Source organism: Arthrobacter sp. Y3225209 (assembly GCF_059090685.1).
Map to the genome: position 1 here is coordinate 23,941 of NZ_JBNHFW010000030.1, position 17,645 is coordinate 41,585.

Genomic DNA, 17,645 nt, shown 5'->3' on the forward strand with positions numbered 1-17,645 from the left:
TTCTATCGTGCCACCCGGCCCCGCGCAGCCCGGCGAGGCTCCGGCGTGAGTCGGCTAACGGAGCCCCGGGTCAGAGGTCGATCAGGCCCTTCACCAGCGCCGCAGCTGCTCCGATGAACGCGATCACAATCACGGCCAGGCGGGCCTGGTCATCGCGGATAAAGCGCTGCAGTTTCTCCCCCGCATAAATGCCGGCCACAATCATCAGCGCCACCAAGGCCCAGGCCCAGGCCTCGAAGGGCGGCATCTGTCCGGGGTCCAGAAAGAGCTTGGACGTCAGGGTGACGGCGGCCGTGGTGACGAAGAAGGGCTGCAGGGTGGCCGCGAAGGGCCGCTGCGGCCAGCGGGCCAGCAGTGCGTAAACGCTGACGGCCGGGCCGCCGACGCCGGCCATGGCGTTGGTGATCCCGGATGCGAAACCGGCCACCGCCTTGGGAGCATTTCCGGTCAGGACCACCGAGGTCCGCTGCAGGAGCAGGGAGATACTCAGGGCCACCAGGACGACGGCGCCTACCGTCACGGCCAGCGGTGCAGCGGGAAGGAACACCGCGGCAGCCGACGCCGGCACGCTGGCTATCACAGCGGGCACGGCGAGCCAGCGATACATTGACCAGTCCACATCCCGCCAGACGCGGCTCATAATCAGGAGCGAGGACACCAGGCCGCAGATATTTACCATGATCACCCCGCCGTGCGAACCGAGGATGATCACGAGGAACGGGGAAATCAGCAGCGCGAAGCCCAGTCCGGCAATCCGCTGGGCGATCGCTCCGATGAAGATGGCGACAAGCACCACAATAAGAAGTCCGGTAGTCACTGGAACACACTACGCTGGACAGATGGTATCCCCCGTCACTGCCCTTGCCACCGCCGACTGGCGCCGTAACGTGTTTGCCCTTTACGAGCAGGCCCGGCGCGCATCCGAATCGATTTCCGTGTCACACGCCCATTCCCTGTGGGCCACCGGCCGGGACCGGCTCTTCGGTACACACCCGGCGTCGCCCCTCCCCGAAGCCACGCGGCGTCGCTTCCGCGGCCTCCTCACCGCCCGCTACGATCCTGCGTTCCGCTTCGAGGCGGTAATTGAGGACGCGGGTGCCGGCCAGTCCATGGAGGTTGCCACGGGCACAGACGGCGTGGTGCCGTTTACCCGGCTGGGCACGGTCAGCGTTGACGGTGTGGGTTCCCTGGCGGTCTGGAACCTGGATTCCTACGGCGGAGGTATTTTCATTCCGGTCAAGGACGCAACCTCCGGCGCTGACGGCGGCAGCTACGGTGGCGGGCGCTACCTGCTGGACACCATCAAGGGAGCCAACCTGGGCGCGGGCGAACGGCCCGGCAGCCTGGTGCTGGACTTCAACTATCTCTACAACCCGTCCTGTGCCTACGACGAGGCCTGGGCCTGCCCCCTGCCCGGACCGGAGAACACCGTGGACGCCGGTCTTCCGGTCGGAGAGCTCTACGCCCGGTACTAAACCGGCGGTATGCCCGGGTCGAAGGGCAGGCATCTGCCGGGCATGCCTATGCTGGAGTGGTGCAAGCCTCGATTTCACATGCAACACCAGAAGATATCCCCGGGCTCGTCGAACTGGCCGCCCTTACGTTCCCGTTGGCGTGTCCGCCTGAGGTCACACCGGAGGACAGCACCGCCTTTGTCACGGAGAACCTGTCCGCCGAGCGGTTCGCCGCTTATCTGAATGACGAGAAGGCGCTGGTTCTGGCGGCCCGGGACGCCGGCCGTCTGCTGGGCTACTGCCTGCTGGTCCTGGCGGCACCGTCGGATCCGGAGGTGCTTGACGCCCTGGATCAGGGCCGGGCGGTGCGGCCTTCGGCTGAACTGAACAAGTTCTATCTGCACCCGGACGCTCACGGCAGCGGGCTGGCCGGCCAGCTGGTTGAAGCAGCCGCCGGCGCCGCGGCTTCTGTGGGGGCCCGCTCCATGTGGCTGGGCGTCAACAACCGTAACGTCAGGGCGCAGTCCTTCTACCGCAAGTCAGGGTTCCAGACCTCCGGCCGCCGGTCCTTCCGGGTAGGCAGCCATACCTTCCGTGACCTGATCATGGTCCGCCAGCTGGTGGCCGCTCCGGATGCGGGTGCCGGTGCTGTTCCCGGAGCGGCCCGTCCCGGCGAACAGTGACAGACTGGGCCGGTGCAAACCTTCCTCCCCTATGAGAGCTTCGCCCGCAGCGCGGCGGTGCTGGATCAGGCACGGCTGGGCAAGCAGCGCGTGGAGACCCTGCAGCTGCTGCGCGGGTTGGTGGTTCCGGACTACGGCTGGCAGCGGCACCCGGCGCTGCTGATGTGGAAGGGCTTTGTGCCCGCATTGACCGCCTACGGGCTGGCGATGACGGACGAGTGGATTGCCCGCGGACATGCCGATACCGTGCGCGAACAGATCCTGGAGTTCGCGCCCCGGGTGGACGGGGATGACGGCGCGGTTGAGCTGCCGTCCTGGCTGGGTGACGAGGAGCTGCACCGCAGCCACCGGTCCAATCTGATCGAGAAGTCTCCCGAGGTTTACGGGCCGCTGTTTCCGGATACCGATGCCGGGCTGCCGTACGTCTGGCCCTCCCCCGCCGACGTGCCGGATCCCGCGGATCCGGACCCCGCGGACACGCTGTGGGTGGCTCGGGCAGTGCCCGACGGCGATGCTGCCACCATCGTCCTGCCGATGCTTTCCGCAAAGGGCACGCCCATCACCGGCAAGCGTGGCCGGCAGCTGGTGCGGCTGCTGGAGGACATGGACGACGGCGATCCGGTGGCCGTGATAGCCCCGAATGACAGGTCGCGGCTGCTGCTGGGGCGTGCAGGTCCGGTGGAACTGACTAACGACACTGCCGTGCGGCCGGTGGCTCTCTCGGGGAGCATTCCCCGTTCTGCGTTCAGCTATCCCGCGGTGCTGCAGGATCCCCGGACCCTGTTTGCGGTGCCCCGGCCTGCCGACCTTTAGCAGTCGGGATTATCAGGGTGGAACTGACATTTATCCAGGACGTTCATAGTGGCGATGTTCGCCGCAACCCAATGATCGCCTTTCCATACCGCCTCGAAGAGTTGCACAACACCCAAATCGGCTTCACCTTCCAGTTGCAGGCCTTCGGGGCCGTAATACTCCATCGCCTCCTGTCTAAAGTAAACAACCGCCTGGTACCGCCCGTCGGGTGTGAGCACGTAGTCAGAGTGAACTTGCAAAACCTCTATAGCTGAGTTCGCCATCCAATCGTCGCCAATGTACCCGCCTTCGACTACCTCGAAATAGTTCGCACAGGTTTCGCATTCGGGACCACTCACAGCCTGAGTCAAAGAGGTATCGCCGGTCTCGTACCCGTAGTTCGCCGTCTCGTACCAATACTCAGCGAAGGCCTCAAGACCGACCTTGGATGCGGTTTTGGCTTCGACAGGCACCACTGGGAGCGGAACATTTTCAGCCGGACCCTTGGCGAACCCAGGCTTATATCTGGGGGTGGGAGTGGGGGTCGGGGTTGCTGTAACGGATGACTCCGTCGTTAGTGGGGACTCCCCCTCGAAGGCGTCCCCGTCGCTCATGGCACACCCTGCAAACCCGACAGCCGCCCCTATCGAGGCCATCATTATTGTGATGCGTCCCCGGCGTCCTTTGACCTTTAGCATCCGACGCCGTTCGGGTTCACCAGGCAGTTGTCCGCCACACTGCGGGTTTCCGACCGCCACACCCGCAGGGTCTGGGCAGGCGAGGACACCGTTGCCCGCCCGTCGATGGGAATCACGGTTCCCCCGTTCACCGAATACGTGCCGGAGAAATACACCGTTGCACCCACCTGATAATCGCCGCTGGCCGTATACGCGTGGCTGGTCTGGGTGGCCTCGCCCCAACGGTCCTGCGCCAATGGACCTCCCGGCACCGGGGTGGGACCGTACACCGTGCCGTCACCGTAGTTGATCTCGTATTCCGTCGGTGTGGCCACAATCCGGATGCTCTGCTCCAACAGGACCATCTCGAAAACCTGCTCAGTTGCCTCGATATACACGTTCGTTTCCATCCCGACCAACGTATGCGGGCTCGGCTGCAGCACCAGCCCACCGGGAACTATGGGCCGTTCCTGAAACGCGGCAAGGATTTGCGCCCGGATCTGCTCACCGATATCGACGGGTTCCTCGGAGTAGATGCACGACGGCGTGTCACTGACTCTTTCCCAAAGGCTTGGATCACGGCTCTTGAGCCCCCGGTACCAATAAACTAGCTGACCGTCTTCCCCCGCGGTGCAGGCGGCCTGATTGGCGGCAAGGCATTCCACGTGACCGGTCATATCATCGAAACATACCGGTTGGAAGCGATACCCAAAGGGGTCATCTGGGATTCCCACGGGCATATTCGTCCACATTCCGCTTTGCGGATCCTTGACAAATGCTGAGCCGGACACCTTGCCATCGTTAACGATGTCACCCTCACCTCCTATGTCGGCTTTGGCCATCTTGGCCGGCACCAACAATAAGCACATGGACAGAGCCGTCGCAGTGCAGGTGATTTTAAGCAACCGCATCGTTCATCCAGCCTTTATCGTGGCTATGTTCACTGCGATCCATTCGCCATCAGAGTAGGTGGCTTCGACAAGTTGGACAGATGGTTGAGTTCTCCTTTCGGTGGTCCCCAGGTGCCCCTCCGCACCGTAATACTCCATATCGTCCTGCTCGAGCTGGACTAGTGCTTGGTATCGATTTTCAGGCGTTAGTATAAAATCCGAATAAGCATCCTGAACGTCGATCTGTGATTTGGCCATCCAATCACCATCGATAAATCCTTTTAGAACAACGTCATAGTACTTTTGACACGTTTGGCATTCGGGACCGCTAATCGCCTTCACCAGGCTCACGTCCCCAGTCTCATATCCGTAGTTCGCAGCCTCGTACCAATACCGCGCGAACGCCTCCAGCCCTTCCTTGGACTCCAGCTTCGCCTCCTCCGGCATCACCGGCACAGGCACATTCTCCGCCGGACCATCAGCCGAAGCCGGCTTGTACTTCGCCGACGGGGTGGGTGTAGGCGTCGGCGTGGCAGAAGCAGAGACGGAAGACGGAGCAGGCGACGGTGACCCACCGCCGGGATCCCCCGCAGCCTGGGAACAGGCAACCAGCCCACCCAAAAGCACCCCCGCACCAAACAAGGATGCAACACGCCGCGCAATGGTTCTGATCATCTGTAACCCCCGGTCGGGCAACCCGCAAGACTGTCAGTCCGGCCATCCTAGCCAGCCCCACGCGCCCCCACCCCGTTATCCACAGGACAGTACACCGGAAGCCCGAACCGTGGGCTGTGTCAGGCCGACTAGAGTGCGTCTAGCATCCGACGCCGTTCGGGTTCACCAGGCAGTTGTCCGCCACACTGCGGGTTTCCGACCGCCACACCCGCAGGGTCTGGGCAGGCGAGGACACCGTTGCCCGCCCGTCGATGGGAATCACGGTTCCCCCGTTCACCGAATACGTGCCGGAGAAATACACCGTTGCACCCACCTGATAATCGCCGCTGGCCGTATACGCGTGGCTGGTCTGGGTGGCCTCGCCCCAACGGTCCTGGCCCAACGGGCCTCCCGGTACCGGGGTGGGACCGTACACCGTGCCGTCACCGTAGTTGATCTCGTATTCCGTCGGTGTGGCCACAATCCGGATGCTCTGCTCCAACAGGACCATCTCGAAAACCTGCTCAGTTGCCTCGATATACACGTTCGTTTCCATCCCGACCAACGTATGCGGGCTCGGCTGCAACACCAGCCCACCGGGAACTATGGGCCGTTCCTGAAACGCGGCAAGGATTTGCGCCCGGATCTGCTCACCAATATCAACCGGTTCCTCGGAGTAGATGCACGACGGCGTATCACTGACCTTTTCCCAAAGACTTGGATCACGGCTCTTGAGCCCCCGGTACCAATAAACTAGCTGGCCGTCTTCACCTTCAGTACACGCGGCCTGATTGGCGGCAAGGCATTCGACGTGGCCAGCCATATCATCGAAACACACCGGTTGAAAACGATATCCGAAGGGGTCATCCGGGACTCCGACAGGCATAATCGTCCACATTCCGCTTTCCGGATCTCGGACAAACGCCGAGCCAGCGACCTTCCCGACACCACCAACTTTGCCTTCACCACCACTCGTTTGCGCCACACCCGAATTAGCGAATATCAAGAGACACACACTGCAAACTGTTCCCAATATCAGAGAACGCAAAATAGACAAAGTAATTTTGTTCATTGTTTTATGGTTATGATTGCCGCGGTCAACCATTGACCGTTAGTCCAAGTAGCTTCAAAGAGCTGTACTATAGGCTGAAAATCCGCCTCCTCGGCTCCTTGAAGGCCCTCCGGGCCATAATACTCAATTCCATCTTGCTGAAGCTGCGCAAGGGCCTGATACCTTCCTTCAGGCGTCAATACATATTCCGAATATGCGTCTTGTATATCGATTTTTGCACCAGCCATCCAGTCATCGTCTATGAAGCCGTTTTCGACAACCTCGTAGTATTTGAGGCATGCATGGCATTCGGGACCGCTAATCGCCTTCACCAGGCTCACGTCCCCAGTCTCATATCCGTAGTTCGCAGCCTCGTACCAATACCGCGCGAACGCCTCCAGTCCCTCCTTGGACTCCAGCTTCGCCTCCTCCGGCATCACCGGCACAGGCACATTCTCCGCCGGACCATCAGCCGAAGCCGGCTTGTACTTCGCCGACGGGGTGGGTGTAGGCGTCGGCGTGGCAGAAGCAGAGACGGAAGACGGAGCAGGCGACGGTGACCCACCGCCGGGATCCCCCGCAGCCTGGGAACAGGCAACCAGCCCACCCAAAAGCACCCCCGCACCAAACAAGGATGCAACACGCCGCGCAATGGTTCTGGTCATCTGTAACCCCCGGTCGGGCAACCCGCAAGACTGTCAGTCCGGCCATCCTAGCCAGCCCCACGCGCCCCCACCCCGTTATCCACAGGACAGTCGGCGGGAATCCGGAACCGGAAGGTTACCGTGAATTTGAGCGGCACAGATTCACCGCTATGCTCATGTCATCGTGGTCCAGCAGCTGTCCACCCAGTTTCTAGTGTGGAGCCTGCCGTGAATCCCAAAACCCGACCAACCAGCGACGCTGTCCAGCCGGATCTGCCGGCGCCCGCGGAAACCTCACCGGAACCCGGCCCCGCCGCTCCGGCCGGTTCCCGAGGCAGGGCCCAGCGCCGCAAACCGGCCCCAAAGGTCGGAAAAACCGGCATGGCCAACGCGACCGTCTACAACAACCACCTGCACAGCCGGTTCGAGCTGTTTGTGAACGGCACCATGGCCGCTTACCTGCAGTATGAAATGCACGGCGGGGAGCTCTGGGCCCTGCGCATCATCGTGGACCCGGCGTACCGGCAGCGGACAGCCGAGACGCTCCTCATCGAGGAAGTGCTCGCTGATGCCCGCAGGAGCCGTATCGCGCTGCTGCCCTTCTGCCCGCGGACCCGGGCCTATGTTGCTGCCAGGCCCGAATACCTGCCGCTTATTCCGCGCCAACACCGGGCGCGCTTCGCCGTCTCAGCCACGGGCAAACGCACGCGGCTGCGCCCCGGCGCCGGTCCGGTTCCCGGATAGCCGTCCCGCCAACGGTCCGCTCACCCGGCGTTCCGGAGCGATGTCAGCATGCGCCGCAGGTCCCGGTATTCCTGCGTATCCGGATACCGGGCGGCGCCGTCGAGGTAGCTCTGTGCATCGCCCTGCGCATCGGCGGCCGGATACTCCCCCGCGAAGCGCCCGCCACTGGTTTCCGTCAACGTGAAGAAATCGAACAGTCCGCAGTTGCCATCCTGCCGTCCGCTCACCACGGCATAGGTGGCCTGGGCGCTCCGCGTTCCGGAGGGTGCCAGGGACCGGTAGACGAACCGTTGCTCGGATCCCTGCGCCGAGTCCAGTTCCGGCATCGGCACGCTTTCGTACTCGGTATAGGACGCAGGCTCTGCCGGCGCGGTGCAGCTCAAATCCGCAATGATGCCGGTATCCAGGCGTGCCACTACCCTGCCGGAGCCCTCGGCGACCTCAACTGAAATCCCGCCGGCCGGATCGTTGGCGAGCGCCGGCAGTTCGGTGACTTTCCAGTCCTGCGGGTGCTCAAAGCTCAGTGAACCGTCAGCGGTGGTGTATCCGGACCACGGGCTGGACGTGGCGGAGGACGACGACGGCGGCTCCGGCACTTGGGCGCAGGAGGACGCACCGGCCAGAAGTAATAGAGTCCCGGCCAGCAGGGCGTTTCGGGCGGTGATGCGTCGTGCGGTGTTACGGTATCCCACAGCGGCTCCCGGAATGTCCGTGTCCGAACCCATGCTACTGGCGGCAGGCAGCTGAGCACATAGCGTGCAGGCCGTCCGCTGCGGTATACCTGACGGTGCCGTGCCGACTTCCGCCGGTTCCCCAGTGCAGCGCTGCACATCATCCCAGCGCCTCACCCGTGGGCGCCCACCAGTTGTTGGAGGTTCCCATTACAGATACAGCCGCCGAACACGATGTCTACTTCGGAGCCCCGGAGCCGGACTTCGAGCCGGAGAACCTGCAGACCGCGTCCCTTGCCGTAGTTCAGCGGGTCAGGGACCGCCCCGACATCGCCCTGGTCAAGGGCCGTCTGGCCTTGATGGACACCGGCCGCACTGCTCATGAGGCCATGGTGGAGGATCTGCTTTTTGTGCGGAAGGTCCTCGAAGACGCCGGCATCCCCTATCTGCTGGTACGCGGCAATGACCAGCGGCCGGTGATCGCCGTCGACCTGCGCATGCGGGCCGCCCTGCGCAAGGCAATGGTGGAAGCCTGCCGCGACGAGCCGTTCTACGCCCGCAGCGTGGATACCAAAAAGAGCCGCACCCTGCTCATTGCCGACGGCAGCCTGGCCCCCACGGAAAAAACCCGGATCATCAGGGTCTACCGCCCGCGGGCCTTCAGCGGCACAAACCTGGTTCTGTCAGCCGCCGCAGGCGTCCAGCTCGAACTGTGGGACCTGGAAGGAGCCGAGATCACCCTGCCTGTGGAGAATTCCCTCACCCGCCGCACCCTTCCAGCCGCTGAAGTGGTGCGCGGAACGGTGGAAAAGCACGGACTCGTCTGGCCGACCATTGAAAACATGTTCGCCGACCATGCCACGGACATCCGGTTCGACATTGATCTGGTGTTCTCCTGGGTGGACGGCAGCTCAGCCGAGTTCCAGGCAGCCCGTGCCGCCCGGATGAAGGACGCCGTGGTGGGTGAAGGCGACGACCATGAGGCCCGCTTCCGCCAGATCAACGAGCTCAAGTACGCCCTGCGCTCGGTACACATGTTCGCGCCGTGGATACGGCGCATCTTTATTGCCTCTGATTCCCCTCGGCCGGCCTGGCTGGCGGAGCACCCGTCGGTCACCTTTGTGCCGGCTACGGAGCACTTCAGGGATCCGTCAGTGCTCCCCACCCACAATTCCCAGGCGGTCGAGGCGCAGCTGCAGCACATTCCGGGGCTGGCGGAGCATTTCCTGTACTCCAATGACGATATGTTCTTCGGCCGCCCGGTGGCTCCGGACCTGTTCTTCTCCCCCGGCGGGATCACCAAGTTCATCGAGGCCAGCACCCGGATCGGCCTGGGCGCCAACGACGCGGAGCGCAGCGGGTTCGAGAACGCGGCCCGGGTGAACCGGCGGCTGCTGTGGGAACGGTTCGGCCGCATCACCACCAGGCACCTGGAACACACCGCCGCTCCCCTGCGCCGGAGTGTCCTGCTGGAGATGGAGGAGGAATTCCCCGAGGAGTTCGCAGCCACCGCCGCCAGCACCTTCCGGGCCAAGGACAACATCTCGGTGACCAACTCCCTGTACCACTACTACGCCCTGCTGACCGGACGTGCCGTCACTCAGGAAACGGCGAAGGTGAAGTACGTGGACACCACGTCCTACGCCGGGCTGGAAGTCCTGGAGCGGCTGCTCGCGAAGCGGAACATGGACATGTTCTGCCTCAATGACGGCAGTTTCCCGGAGGTTCCCGCCGGTGAGCGTGCGGAACGGGTCACGGATTTCCTGGAGAAGTACTTCCCGGTCAAAGCGCCCTGGGAGCGCTGAGCAGCCTACTGCTTAAACGACGACGGCGGCAGCGCACCAAAAGTGCGCTGCCGCCGTCGTTGTTCGCTGAGGCAGCCGTGCTGTCCTAGCGGGTGACCACCACGTGCTCATTGGGCACGCAGTGCGTCATGGTGAGGCCTTCGACGTTGCGGGGACCGTTGTGGCCCAGGTTCTTCATCCGCACGGTTTCTTCCTCGTTGAGCGTCTGGGTAGCCAGCGGGCCAAGATCCTTGATCTCATCCAGGCTGATGCCCAGGCCCTCGCCCACTCGTGCGCCCAGCTCGTCGTCACACATGTAGAAGTGCCAGAGCATCCGCTCCTGCACCGGCCGGACCGCCTCGCCGATGTTGGCCACGAAGTTGGCGACCAGATCGTCCTTCTCCCACTGCTCCATCAGCTGGTAGCGCTGGCCGGCCTGCATGTAGTCATTGGTGCGCGGCAGGCGGGCACGGGTCAGGCGCCCCTCCAGCTCGGGGCCAACCTCGGCCTGCTCCGGCTTGGGGGCTTCCTGCAGGCCGCCGGTGATGTTCGGCTCGTAGTTCACGTGCGGGTTCTGGCCCGGCGCGAGGTCGGTGCCGAAGGACATCTGGCCGCCGCGCTGGTTGGTCGCCACCCGGGCATTCTTCGCGGAGTTCACCGGAAGCTGCAGGTAGTTCGGGCCCACGCGGTAGCGCTGCGTGTCCGAGTAGCTGAACGTACGGCCCACCAGCATCTTGTCGTCGGAGAATTCCAGGCCGTCCACCAGCACACCGGTACCGAAGGCGATCTGCTCGTTCTCGTTGTGGTGGTCGGTGACGTTGCGGTTCAGGGTCATGGTGCCCACGTACTTGGGCTCAAAGTCCTGCTCCGGCCAGGTCTTGGTGTCATCGAGCGGATCGAAGTCCAGTTCAGGATGATCGTGGTCATCCATCAGCTGCACGTACAGGTCCCACTTGGGGTAGTCGCCGCGTTCGATGGCCTCGTACAGGTCCTTGGAGGCATGGCCCAGGTCATTGGCCTGGATGTTCGCGGCGTCTTCCTCGGTCAGGGACTTCACGCCCTGCTGCGGCTGCCAGTGGTACTTAACCAGCTTGGACTCGACCTGTGCGTTGACCCAGCGGTAGGTGTTCACGCCGAAGCCCTGCATGTGCCGGTAGTCGGCGGGGATGCCGCGCGGGCTGAACAGGTTCACCAGCATGTGCATCGACTCCGGGGTCTGCGACATGAAGTCGAAGATGCGCGCCGGCTCCTGGCGGAAGGTGACGGGGTCCGGCTTGAGGGAGTGGATCACGTCCGGGAACTTGATGGCGTCGCGGATGAAGAAGACGCCCAGGTTGTTGCCGACCAGGTCCCAGTTGCCGTCCTCGGTGTAGAACTTGATGGCGAAGCCGCGCGGATCGCGGGCGGCTTCGGAGGAGTCGCGGCCGCCGATCACCGAGGAGAACCGGATGGCGACGTCGGTCTTTTTGCCCGGCTCGGAGAAGAGCTTGGCGCGGGTGTACTTGGCAATGGGCTCGTCGCCCCACTTGCCGGAAGCCTCAAATTCGCCGTAGGCAACGAAACCGCGGGCGTGCACCACGCGTTCCGGAATCCGTTCACGGTCGAAGTGGCTGATCTTTTCCAAGAGCTGGTAATTCTCCAGCGTGGCCGGTCCGCGGGCGCCCACCGTACGGGTGTTCTGGTTGTCGTAGACCGGGTGTCCCTGCCGGGTGGTCAGTGTCTTGGGGGCCTCGGCATTGTTCTGGCCGTTACCGGGATTCTGCGTATCTGCTTCTGTCATCACGTGCTCTCTGAGTGTGTGAGGTCCATAGCTGGCTGGCATAACTACCCTCTCAACTCTCTTCAAAACCCCGCAGTCAGTCAAGTTCGTAAGCAGCCTGATAGTAGCGGCCGGGGATCCCCCTTGGCACACTGGAAACATGACAAGTGACGAGCGCCCCCCGGTAGTGGAACTGACCTCCGAGCAAAGCTGGAAGTACCTCGAACACACGTTCCACGGCAGGCTGGCGGTCAGTGTCGCCAACCGGCCCAACATCTTTCCGATCAACTATTTTGCGCACGACGGCGTGATTCTCTTCCGGACGGCGCCCGGCACCAAGCTCGCGGAGCTCACGGTCAACTCGTACGTGGCATTCGAAGCGGACGGCGTCCACAGTGACCAGGCCTGGTCCGTCATCGTGCAGGGCACCACCCGGGAACTGGAGACCTCCGCGGAGATCGAGGCTGCCGAAAAGCTGCCGCTGAAGCCTTGGGTCCGGACCGAAAAATACCGCTTTGTGGAGCTCACTCCGGAAACCCTCTCGGGACGATTCTTCAATCTGGGGCCGGAACCGGAGTGATCCGGCCAGCGTGGGGCCGCCGAGGGTTCAGGCCGAGGTAAGCCGGCGGTCCTCGGGAATGCGGATTCCCGCAGCAGCCAGCCGGGCAGCAGTCTCCTCGGGCCCCACCCGCTCGCCCACGGTGGTGCTTTCCTCCAGGGGAACCACCGAGTGCACCACCGAATCCTCATACAGGTGCACCATGTTGTACCCCTGACCCGCGTTTTGCCCGCGGGTCCCCGGGGTGGAAAGGTCCTGTGCGTAGCAGGTGGCGGAGGCCACGGACACTGGAATGCCGGCGAAGGTACTGAACGTGGAGTAGTGCAGGTGCCCGGAAATAATGGCACGCACGTCCGTCCCGGACAGCACTGACGCCAGGTCCCGCTGGTTGCGGAGTTCCACCAGCACGGCAAGGTCCTGCACGCTCGGCACGGGCGGGTGATGCATCGCGAGGATGGTTCCGTCCGGAGCGGAAGTGTCCAGTTCCCGGCGGAGCCAGGCCAGCTGGGTGTCCGCCAGTTCGCCGTAATGCCGCCCCGGGACGCTGGTGTCCAGGGTGATGATGCGCAGCCCGCCCACATGGTGCACCTGGTCCACCGGAGACATCTCCGGGGCATCGTTCAGCAGGATTTCCCGGAAGCGGGCCCGGTTGTCGTGGTTGCCCATGGCCCAGATGACCTGGGCGCCCATTCGCTCCGCAGCAGGCAGGACAATGTCACGGATCCGCGCGTAGGCCCCGGCTTCACCCTTGTCGGCAAGGTCGCCGGTGAACACCAGGGCGTCGGGCCGCTGCCCGCTGTCTTCCAGCCGGGCGAAGAGGTTCCGGAGGTTGGCGTGGCTGTCCACGGCACCGTAGAGAGGTGCTTCACCTCCCAGCAGGTGGGTATCGCTTAGGTGGAGGAGGAAGTGGCGCGGACGGGGATGCTCGGCCGGGCGGAAATCCATCAGAACCTTCTCGACTCGACAGCTGCTACTGCGTACCTCTTCCATACAAGCAGACATCGCGGCCCCGGAGTAACCTGCACGGGCGCGTTTCGCCGGGTTTTGGCTGCCGGCCACGGGAATCGGAAGGAACTGCTCTGGCGCGCGGGACCGGACCGGCCGTAGGCTCGGTGGCAGGTTTGTACCCTTACGTCTGCGAAGGAACGTCCATGAAACTCAGCCATCTCCCCCTGCGGCTCACCACCGGCGCTTTCATCCTGAATTCCGGCCTCAACAAGCGCAACCTCGATGCCGAATCGGCCGCCGGCCTGCAGCAGATGGCCGCAAACGCCTTTCCGCAGGTCCAGGACCTTGATGCGGTGCGGTTCGGCAAACTGCTGAGCAATGCCGAGATCTGTGTGGGCCTTTCCCTCCTGCTGCCTTTCATTCCCAGCCGGCTGGCGGGCCTGATTCTGGGCGCATTCTCCGGCGGCATGATCCGCATGTACCTCAAAACCCCCGGCATGACCGAGGAGGACGGGATCCGTCCCACGGCTGCGGGTACCGGCCTGGCCAAGGACACGTGGATGGCCGGTATTGCCGCCGCCCTGCTCCTGGACGGCGGAAAGAAGAAGACCAAGGTCAAAGTGGTGAAGGTTCCGACCCCCGTGAAGGCGGCAGCCGCCGTGGCCGGTGTGGAGACAGCAGGCAAGGCTGCCCGCAAGGCAGCGGGGAAGGCTTCCAAGGGCGCAGCCAAAGCTGCCAAGGCCACAGCAGCCGGCAAAGCCGCAGCGGCCGCGGGTAAGGCGGTTAAGGACAAGGCAGCAAAGAACTAGACGGCGGGCGGCGGGCGGCGGGCGGCGGCCCGCACAGTTACGGCCACGGCCGGTTCCGTTACTGCAAACCGATGACGCCTTTCACCACGGCAGACGCAGCGCCGAGGTAGGCCAGCACAATCACGGCCCGCCGTGCAGCAGCCTGCGGTACATGCTGTGCCAGCGCCGCTCCGGTCCGCAGCCCGCCCAGCGTCAGCACCAGGAGCAACAGCCAGATCCACCACTGCAGATCCGGCCACTGGCCGGGATCCAGGACGGCATGGACCAGAATGGTCGCCAAGCTCAGGGACGCCAGGAACGGCTGCATGGTGGCCATAAATGCCGGCTGCGGCCAGCGTGCCAGCACGGCGTAGGCGCTCACTGCCGGCACGCCGGCACCGGCCATGGAATTGCTCAGACCGGCGAGCAGGCCGGCGGCCAGCTTCGGCGGCCCGCCGCGCAGCACCACGTCGGTCCGCGTTAGCAGCAGGGAGGAGGTCAGGGCGGCGAGCATAAAAACGCCAACACCTATTTCCAGCGGCGGCGCGGGCAGCTGTGAGGCGGCATAGGTACCCAGCAGCACCCCGGCAGCCGCCGGCGGCATCAGCCACCGATACATCCGCCAGTCGATCCGCCGCCACACTGAACGGATCACCAGTCCGGCAGCGACAGCCCCGCACACATTCGTCACGACGACGCCCGGAGCCGGGCCCAGGGCAACAATAAGGAACGGTGCCAGCAGCAGGCCGAAACCGATGCCGGCCACACGCTGGGCGATGCCACCAATGAAGACGGCAATCAGCACGGTTAGCAGCAGTCCGGAACTCACCGCCGCAGTCTATGGCGGGGCACGGGCCCCGCCCAATTCGCAATCTGTCACAAACACCCCCTGCGCAACACGACGGAAACAACCCGGTGGCAGAATCGCCGCATGTTCCTCACCCCCGCAGACAAGGACAAGCTGCTGCTCAGCGTGGCAGGCATGGTTGCCCGCGACCGCCGCGCCCGCGGCATCCGGCTCAACTACCCCGAAGCCGTGGCCCTGCTCTCCTGCTGGGTCATGGAACGGGCACGGGAAGGCGGGCTGGTAGCCGACCTGATGAGTGAGGGCCGGCAGGTGCTGCGCCGCGACGACGTGATGGAGGGGGTGCCGGAAATGATCCCGGACCTGCAGATTGAAGCCACGTTCCCGGACGGCCGCAAGCTGGTCACCATCACGGACCCGATCTCATGAGCGGCCGCATGATTCCCGGCGAAATCCGTACCGCCGACGGCGCCCTGGAGATCAATGCCGGCCGGGAAACCCGCACGCTGGTTGTTACCAACGACGGCGACCGTCCGGTGCAGATCGGCTCCCACTTCCACTTCGCAGACGTTAACGCCGCGTTGACCTTCGACCGGGCAGCCGCCGTCGGCTTCCGCCTCGGTGTGCCCGCAGGAACTGCCGTGCGGTTCGAGCCCGGCGCCTCCCGTGAGGTCACCCTCGTCCGGCTGGCAGGCACCGGCACCGTTCCCGGCCTCCGGCTTCGGCCCGACACACTGCAGGAAGGCGCCTAGGCATGCACATCAGCAGGCACGAATACGCCCATCTCTACGGACCCACCGTCGGCGACTCCATCCGGCTGGGAGACACTGATCTGTGGATCAGCCCGGAAAAGGACTACACCTTCGGCGGTGACGAGTCCGTGTTCGGCGGCGGCAAGAACATCCGCGAATCCATGGCCCAGTCCACCCGCACCTCGGCAGAGGGAGCCCCGGACCTGATCATTACCAACGTGGTGATTGTGGACCACTGGGGCATTGTCCGCGCCGATGTAGGTGTGCGGCAGGGCCGGATTGCCGGCATCGGGAAGTCCGGCAATCCGGACATCATGGACAACGTCCATCCGGCCCTGGTGATTGGTCCGGGCACCGAGGTGGTGTCCGGAGAGGGACGCATTCTCACCGCCGGCGGCATCGACACGCATGTACACCTGCTGGGCACCGACGCGCTGCGCGAGGCGCTGGCCTCCGGCATCACCACGGTGGGCGGTGGCGGAACCGGCCCGGCGGAAGGATCCAAGGCCACCACCGTGACCCCCGGAGCCTGGAACCTGCAGGTTATGCACCGGGCGCTGGATCACCTGCCCATGAACTTCCTGCTCTACGGCAAGGGCAACACCGTCAGCCAGGCGGCCCTCGGGGAACAGGCACTCGCGGGCGCCGCCGGGTACAAGGTCCACGAGGACTGGGGCTCGACGCCGGCCGCCATCGACGCCGCGCTGACCGCTGCGGACCGGTGGGGTGTCCAGGTGGCACTGCACGCGGACTCGCTCAACGAGGCCGGTTACGTCCAGGACACCCTTGCCGCCATCAAGGGCCGGGGCATCCACGTCTTCCATGCCGAGGGTGCCGGCGGCGGCCATGCCCCGGACATTATTACGGTAGCGGCCGCCGCGAATGTGCTGCCGGCCTCCACCAACCCCACACTGCCCTTCACGGTCAATACCGTGGCCGAGCACCTGGACATGCTGATGGTCTGCCACCATCTGAACCCGAGGATCCCCGAGGACCTGGCCTTTGCCGAGTCCCGGATCCGGGCCAACACCATGATGGCCGAGGACGTGCTGCAGGATCTGGGCGCCATGTCCATCACTTCCTCGGATGCCCAGGCCATGGGCAGGATCGGGGAAACCATCACCCGCACCTGGCAGGTGGCCCACGTGATGAAGGACTACATGGGTGCGGCGGAATCCGCGCTGCCGGCAGATAACGAAAGGGTGCGCCGGTACATTGCCAAATACACCATCTGCCCCGCGGTGGCGCACGGCATTGACCACGAGGTGGGATCCATCGAGACCGGAAAAATGGCGGACCTGGTGCTCTGGGAACCGGCGTTCTTCGGGATCCGGCCGGCCCTGGTGATCAAGGGCGGCGCCATTGTGGCCGGGCAGATGGGTGATCCAAATGCCACGCTGCCCACGCCGCAGCCGGTCTGGATGCGCGAGGCACTGGCCGGGACGGCGTCGTCGGCACCGCACCTGTCCACCTCCTTTGTGGCACCGGCGGCCCTCGAGGACGGATTGGCCGACAGGCTGGGCCTGGTCCGTTCCCTGACCCCCATCCGCTCCACCCGGAACGTCACCAAGGCGTCACTGCCCAACAACACGGCGCTGCCGGACATCCGGGTGAACCCGGAAACATTTATGGTCAGCATCGACGGGCAGGTCATTGAACCGGCCCCCGTTTCCGACCTGCCCCTGACCCAGCGCTACTCGCTGTTCTGACATGACGAGCGTGCCCGACGACACCGGAATTGCCGCGTTTCTGCTGGCCGATTCCCGCCTGCCCTCCGGGGCCTACTCGCACTCGGCCGGCCTGGAACCGGCAGTGATTGCCGGGCTGGGCGTGGACGGGGTATATCCCTACCTGCGCTCCCGGCTGCACACCGTTGTCCGCGTGGAAACCGCCGCGGCGGTGCTGGCGCACCGGACGGATTCGGGGTTTGACCGGATTGAGGCGGCCCTGGACGCGCGCACGCCCTCCGCCGCGCAGCGGGACGCCTCCC

The 17,645-nt window shown here is 64.4% G+C and carries 21 protein-coding genes; 11 read left to right on the forward strand and 10 right to left on the reverse strand.

Features of this window, described 5'->3' with window-relative positions:
• Positions 1–70 precede the first annotated feature (70 nt).
• On the reverse strand, positions 71–817 hold the full coding sequence (locus tag AC5RVB_RS14370; RefSeq protein ID WP_494142991.1) for a TSUP family transporter: 747 nt from the start codon (positions 815–817) through the stop codon (positions 71–73).
• A gap of 22 nt (positions 818–839) precedes the next feature.
• Between AC5RVB_RS14370 and AC5RVB_RS14375 the strand changes: the two genes are divergently transcribed.
• From AC5RVB_RS14375 to AC5RVB_RS14385, 3 genes are read left to right on the forward strand one after another with little or no spacing between them, the layout of a single operon-like run.
• Entirely contained in the window at positions 840–1,475 is a 636-nt protein-coding gene (locus AC5RVB_RS14375) for a DUF1684 domain-containing protein (protein ID WP_494142992.1), read from the forward strand.
• 59 nt (positions 1,476–1,534) lie between these two features.
• Positions 1,535–2,137, forward strand: a complete 603-nt coding sequence (locus AC5RVB_RS14380; protein WP_494142993.1) for a GNAT family N-acetyltransferase — start codon at positions 1,535–1,537, stop codon at positions 2,135–2,137.
• A gap of 12 nt (positions 2,138–2,149) precedes the next feature.
• The gene (locus tag AC5RVB_RS14385; RefSeq protein WP_494142994.1) at positions 2,150–2,950 is read left to right on the forward strand and encodes an MSMEG_6728 family protein; all 801 of its coding nucleotides are present in this window, start codon (positions 2,150–2,152) and stop codon (positions 2,948–2,950) included.
• Here the strand turns inward: AC5RVB_RS14385 and AC5RVB_RS14390 are convergent.
• The 5 genes from AC5RVB_RS14390 to AC5RVB_RS14410 form a co-directional block, all read right to left on the reverse strand.
• Entirely contained in the window at positions 2,947–3,543 is a 597-nt protein-coding gene (locus AC5RVB_RS14390) for a DUF6318 family protein (protein WP_494142995.1), read from the reverse strand. The two genes, AC5RVB_RS14385 and AC5RVB_RS14390, sit on opposite strands and share 4 nt — an antisense overlap.
• Before the next feature lie 77 nt (positions 3,544–3,620).
• Positions 3,621–4,283: a hypothetical protein gene (locus AC5RVB_RS14395; RefSeq protein WP_494142996.1), complete on the reverse strand. Its 663-nt coding sequence runs from the start codon at positions 4,281–4,283 to the stop codon at positions 3,621–3,623.
• A gap of 237 nt (positions 4,284–4,520) precedes the next feature.
• Positions 4,521–5,171 (reverse strand): DUF6318 family protein, encoded by a 651-nt coding sequence (locus AC5RVB_RS14400; RefSeq protein ID WP_494142997.1) that lies wholly within the window; start codon positions 5,169–5,171, stop codon positions 4,521–4,523.
• A 139-nt stretch (positions 5,172–5,310) separates the two neighbouring features.
• Positions 5,311–6,255, reverse strand: a complete 945-nt coding sequence (locus tag AC5RVB_RS14405) for a hypothetical protein (RefSeq protein WP_494142998.1) — start codon at positions 6,253–6,255, stop codon at positions 5,311–5,313.
• Positions 6,219–6,638 carry a DUF6318 family protein gene (locus AC5RVB_RS14410; protein WP_494143003.1) on the reverse strand — a complete coding sequence of 140 codons (420 nt, stop codon included), beginning with the start codon at positions 6,636–6,638 and terminating at the stop codon, positions 6,219–6,221. The genes AC5RVB_RS14405 and AC5RVB_RS14410 overlap by 37 nt, the downstream gene beginning before the upstream one ends.
• Before the next feature lie 588 nt (positions 6,639–7,226).
• Between AC5RVB_RS14410 and AC5RVB_RS14415 the strand changes: the two genes are divergently transcribed.
• Complete coding sequence (locus AC5RVB_RS14415; RefSeq protein WP_227904138.1) at positions 7,227–7,589, forward strand: GNAT family N-acetyltransferase; 363 nt, start codon at positions 7,227–7,229, stop codon at positions 7,587–7,589.
• 20 nt (positions 7,590–7,609) lie between these two features.
• Here AC5RVB_RS14415 and AC5RVB_RS14420 read toward each other — a convergent pair whose 3' ends face one another.
• Positions 7,610–8,314: a hypothetical protein gene (locus AC5RVB_RS14420; RefSeq protein ID WP_494142999.1), complete on the reverse strand. Its 705-nt coding sequence runs from the start codon at positions 8,312–8,314 to the stop codon at positions 7,610–7,612.
• A gap of 305 nt (positions 8,315–8,619) precedes the next feature.
• Here AC5RVB_RS14420 and AC5RVB_RS14425 point away from each other — a divergent pair, with 305 nt between their 5' ends.
• Entirely contained in the window at positions 8,620–10,065 is a 1,446-nt protein-coding gene (locus tag AC5RVB_RS14425) for a stealth family protein (protein ID WP_423724636.1), read from the forward strand.
• A gap of 85 nt (positions 10,066–10,150) precedes the next feature.
• On the opposite strand, the gene AC5RVB_RS14430 is transcribed toward AC5RVB_RS14425, so the two are convergent.
• On the reverse strand, positions 10,151–11,824 hold the full coding sequence (locus AC5RVB_RS14430) for a catalase (RefSeq protein ID WP_494143000.1): 1,674 nt from the start codon (positions 11,822–11,824) through the stop codon (positions 10,151–10,153).
• Between the two features lie 139 nt (positions 11,825–11,963).
• Between AC5RVB_RS14430 and AC5RVB_RS14435 the strand changes: the two genes are divergently transcribed.
• A complete protein-coding gene (locus AC5RVB_RS14435) occupies positions 11,964–12,383 on the forward strand; it encodes a pyridoxamine 5'-phosphate oxidase family protein (protein ID WP_227904130.1) in 420 nt (139 codons plus the stop codon).
• Between the two features lie 27 nt (positions 12,384–12,410).
• Here AC5RVB_RS14435 and AC5RVB_RS14440 read toward each other — a convergent pair whose 3' ends face one another.
• Positions 12,411–13,307 (reverse strand): phosphodiesterase, encoded by an 897-nt coding sequence (locus tag AC5RVB_RS14440; RefSeq protein ID WP_269436395.1) that lies wholly within the window; start codon positions 13,305–13,307, stop codon positions 12,411–12,413.
• A gap of 206 nt (positions 13,308–13,513) precedes the next feature.
• On the opposite strand from AC5RVB_RS14440, the gene AC5RVB_RS14445 reads away from it, so the two are divergent.
• Positions 13,514–14,119, forward strand: coding sequence for a hypothetical protein (locus tag AC5RVB_RS14445; RefSeq protein WP_341482051.1), 606 nt, complete (start codon positions 13,514–13,516; stop codon positions 14,117–14,119).
• Positions 14,120–14,177: 58 nt separating this feature from the next.
• Here the strand turns inward: AC5RVB_RS14445 and AC5RVB_RS14450 are convergent, their stop codons facing one another.
• Complete coding sequence (locus AC5RVB_RS14450) at positions 14,178–14,927, reverse strand: sulfite exporter TauE/SafE family protein (RefSeq protein ID WP_227904128.1); 750 nt, start codon at positions 14,925–14,927, stop codon at positions 14,178–14,180.
• Positions 14,928–15,029: 102 nt separating this feature from the next.
• Between AC5RVB_RS14450 and AC5RVB_RS14455 the strand changes: the two genes are divergently transcribed.
• The 4 genes from AC5RVB_RS14455 to AC5RVB_RS14470 all read left to right on the forward strand — a co-directional run.
• Complete coding sequence (locus AC5RVB_RS14455; RefSeq protein WP_227904126.1) at positions 15,030–15,332, forward strand: urease subunit gamma; 303 nt, start codon at positions 15,030–15,032, stop codon at positions 15,330–15,332.
• 8 nt (positions 15,333–15,340) lie between these two features.
• The gene (locus tag AC5RVB_RS14460) at positions 15,341–15,655 is read left to right on the forward strand and encodes an urease subunit beta (RefSeq protein ID WP_227929655.1); all 315 of its coding nucleotides are present in this window, start codon (positions 15,341–15,343) and stop codon (positions 15,653–15,655) included.
• Between the two features lie 2 nt (positions 15,656–15,657).
• Positions 15,658–17,364: an urease subunit alpha gene (locus AC5RVB_RS14465; protein ID WP_494143001.1), complete on the forward strand. Its 1,707-nt coding sequence runs from the start codon at positions 15,658–15,660 to the stop codon at positions 17,362–17,364.
• A gap of 1 nt (position 17,365) precedes the next feature.
• Positions 17,366–17,645: urease accessory UreF family protein (locus AC5RVB_RS14470; RefSeq protein WP_494143002.1), on the forward strand; the 280-nt coding region annotated here is incomplete at its 3' end.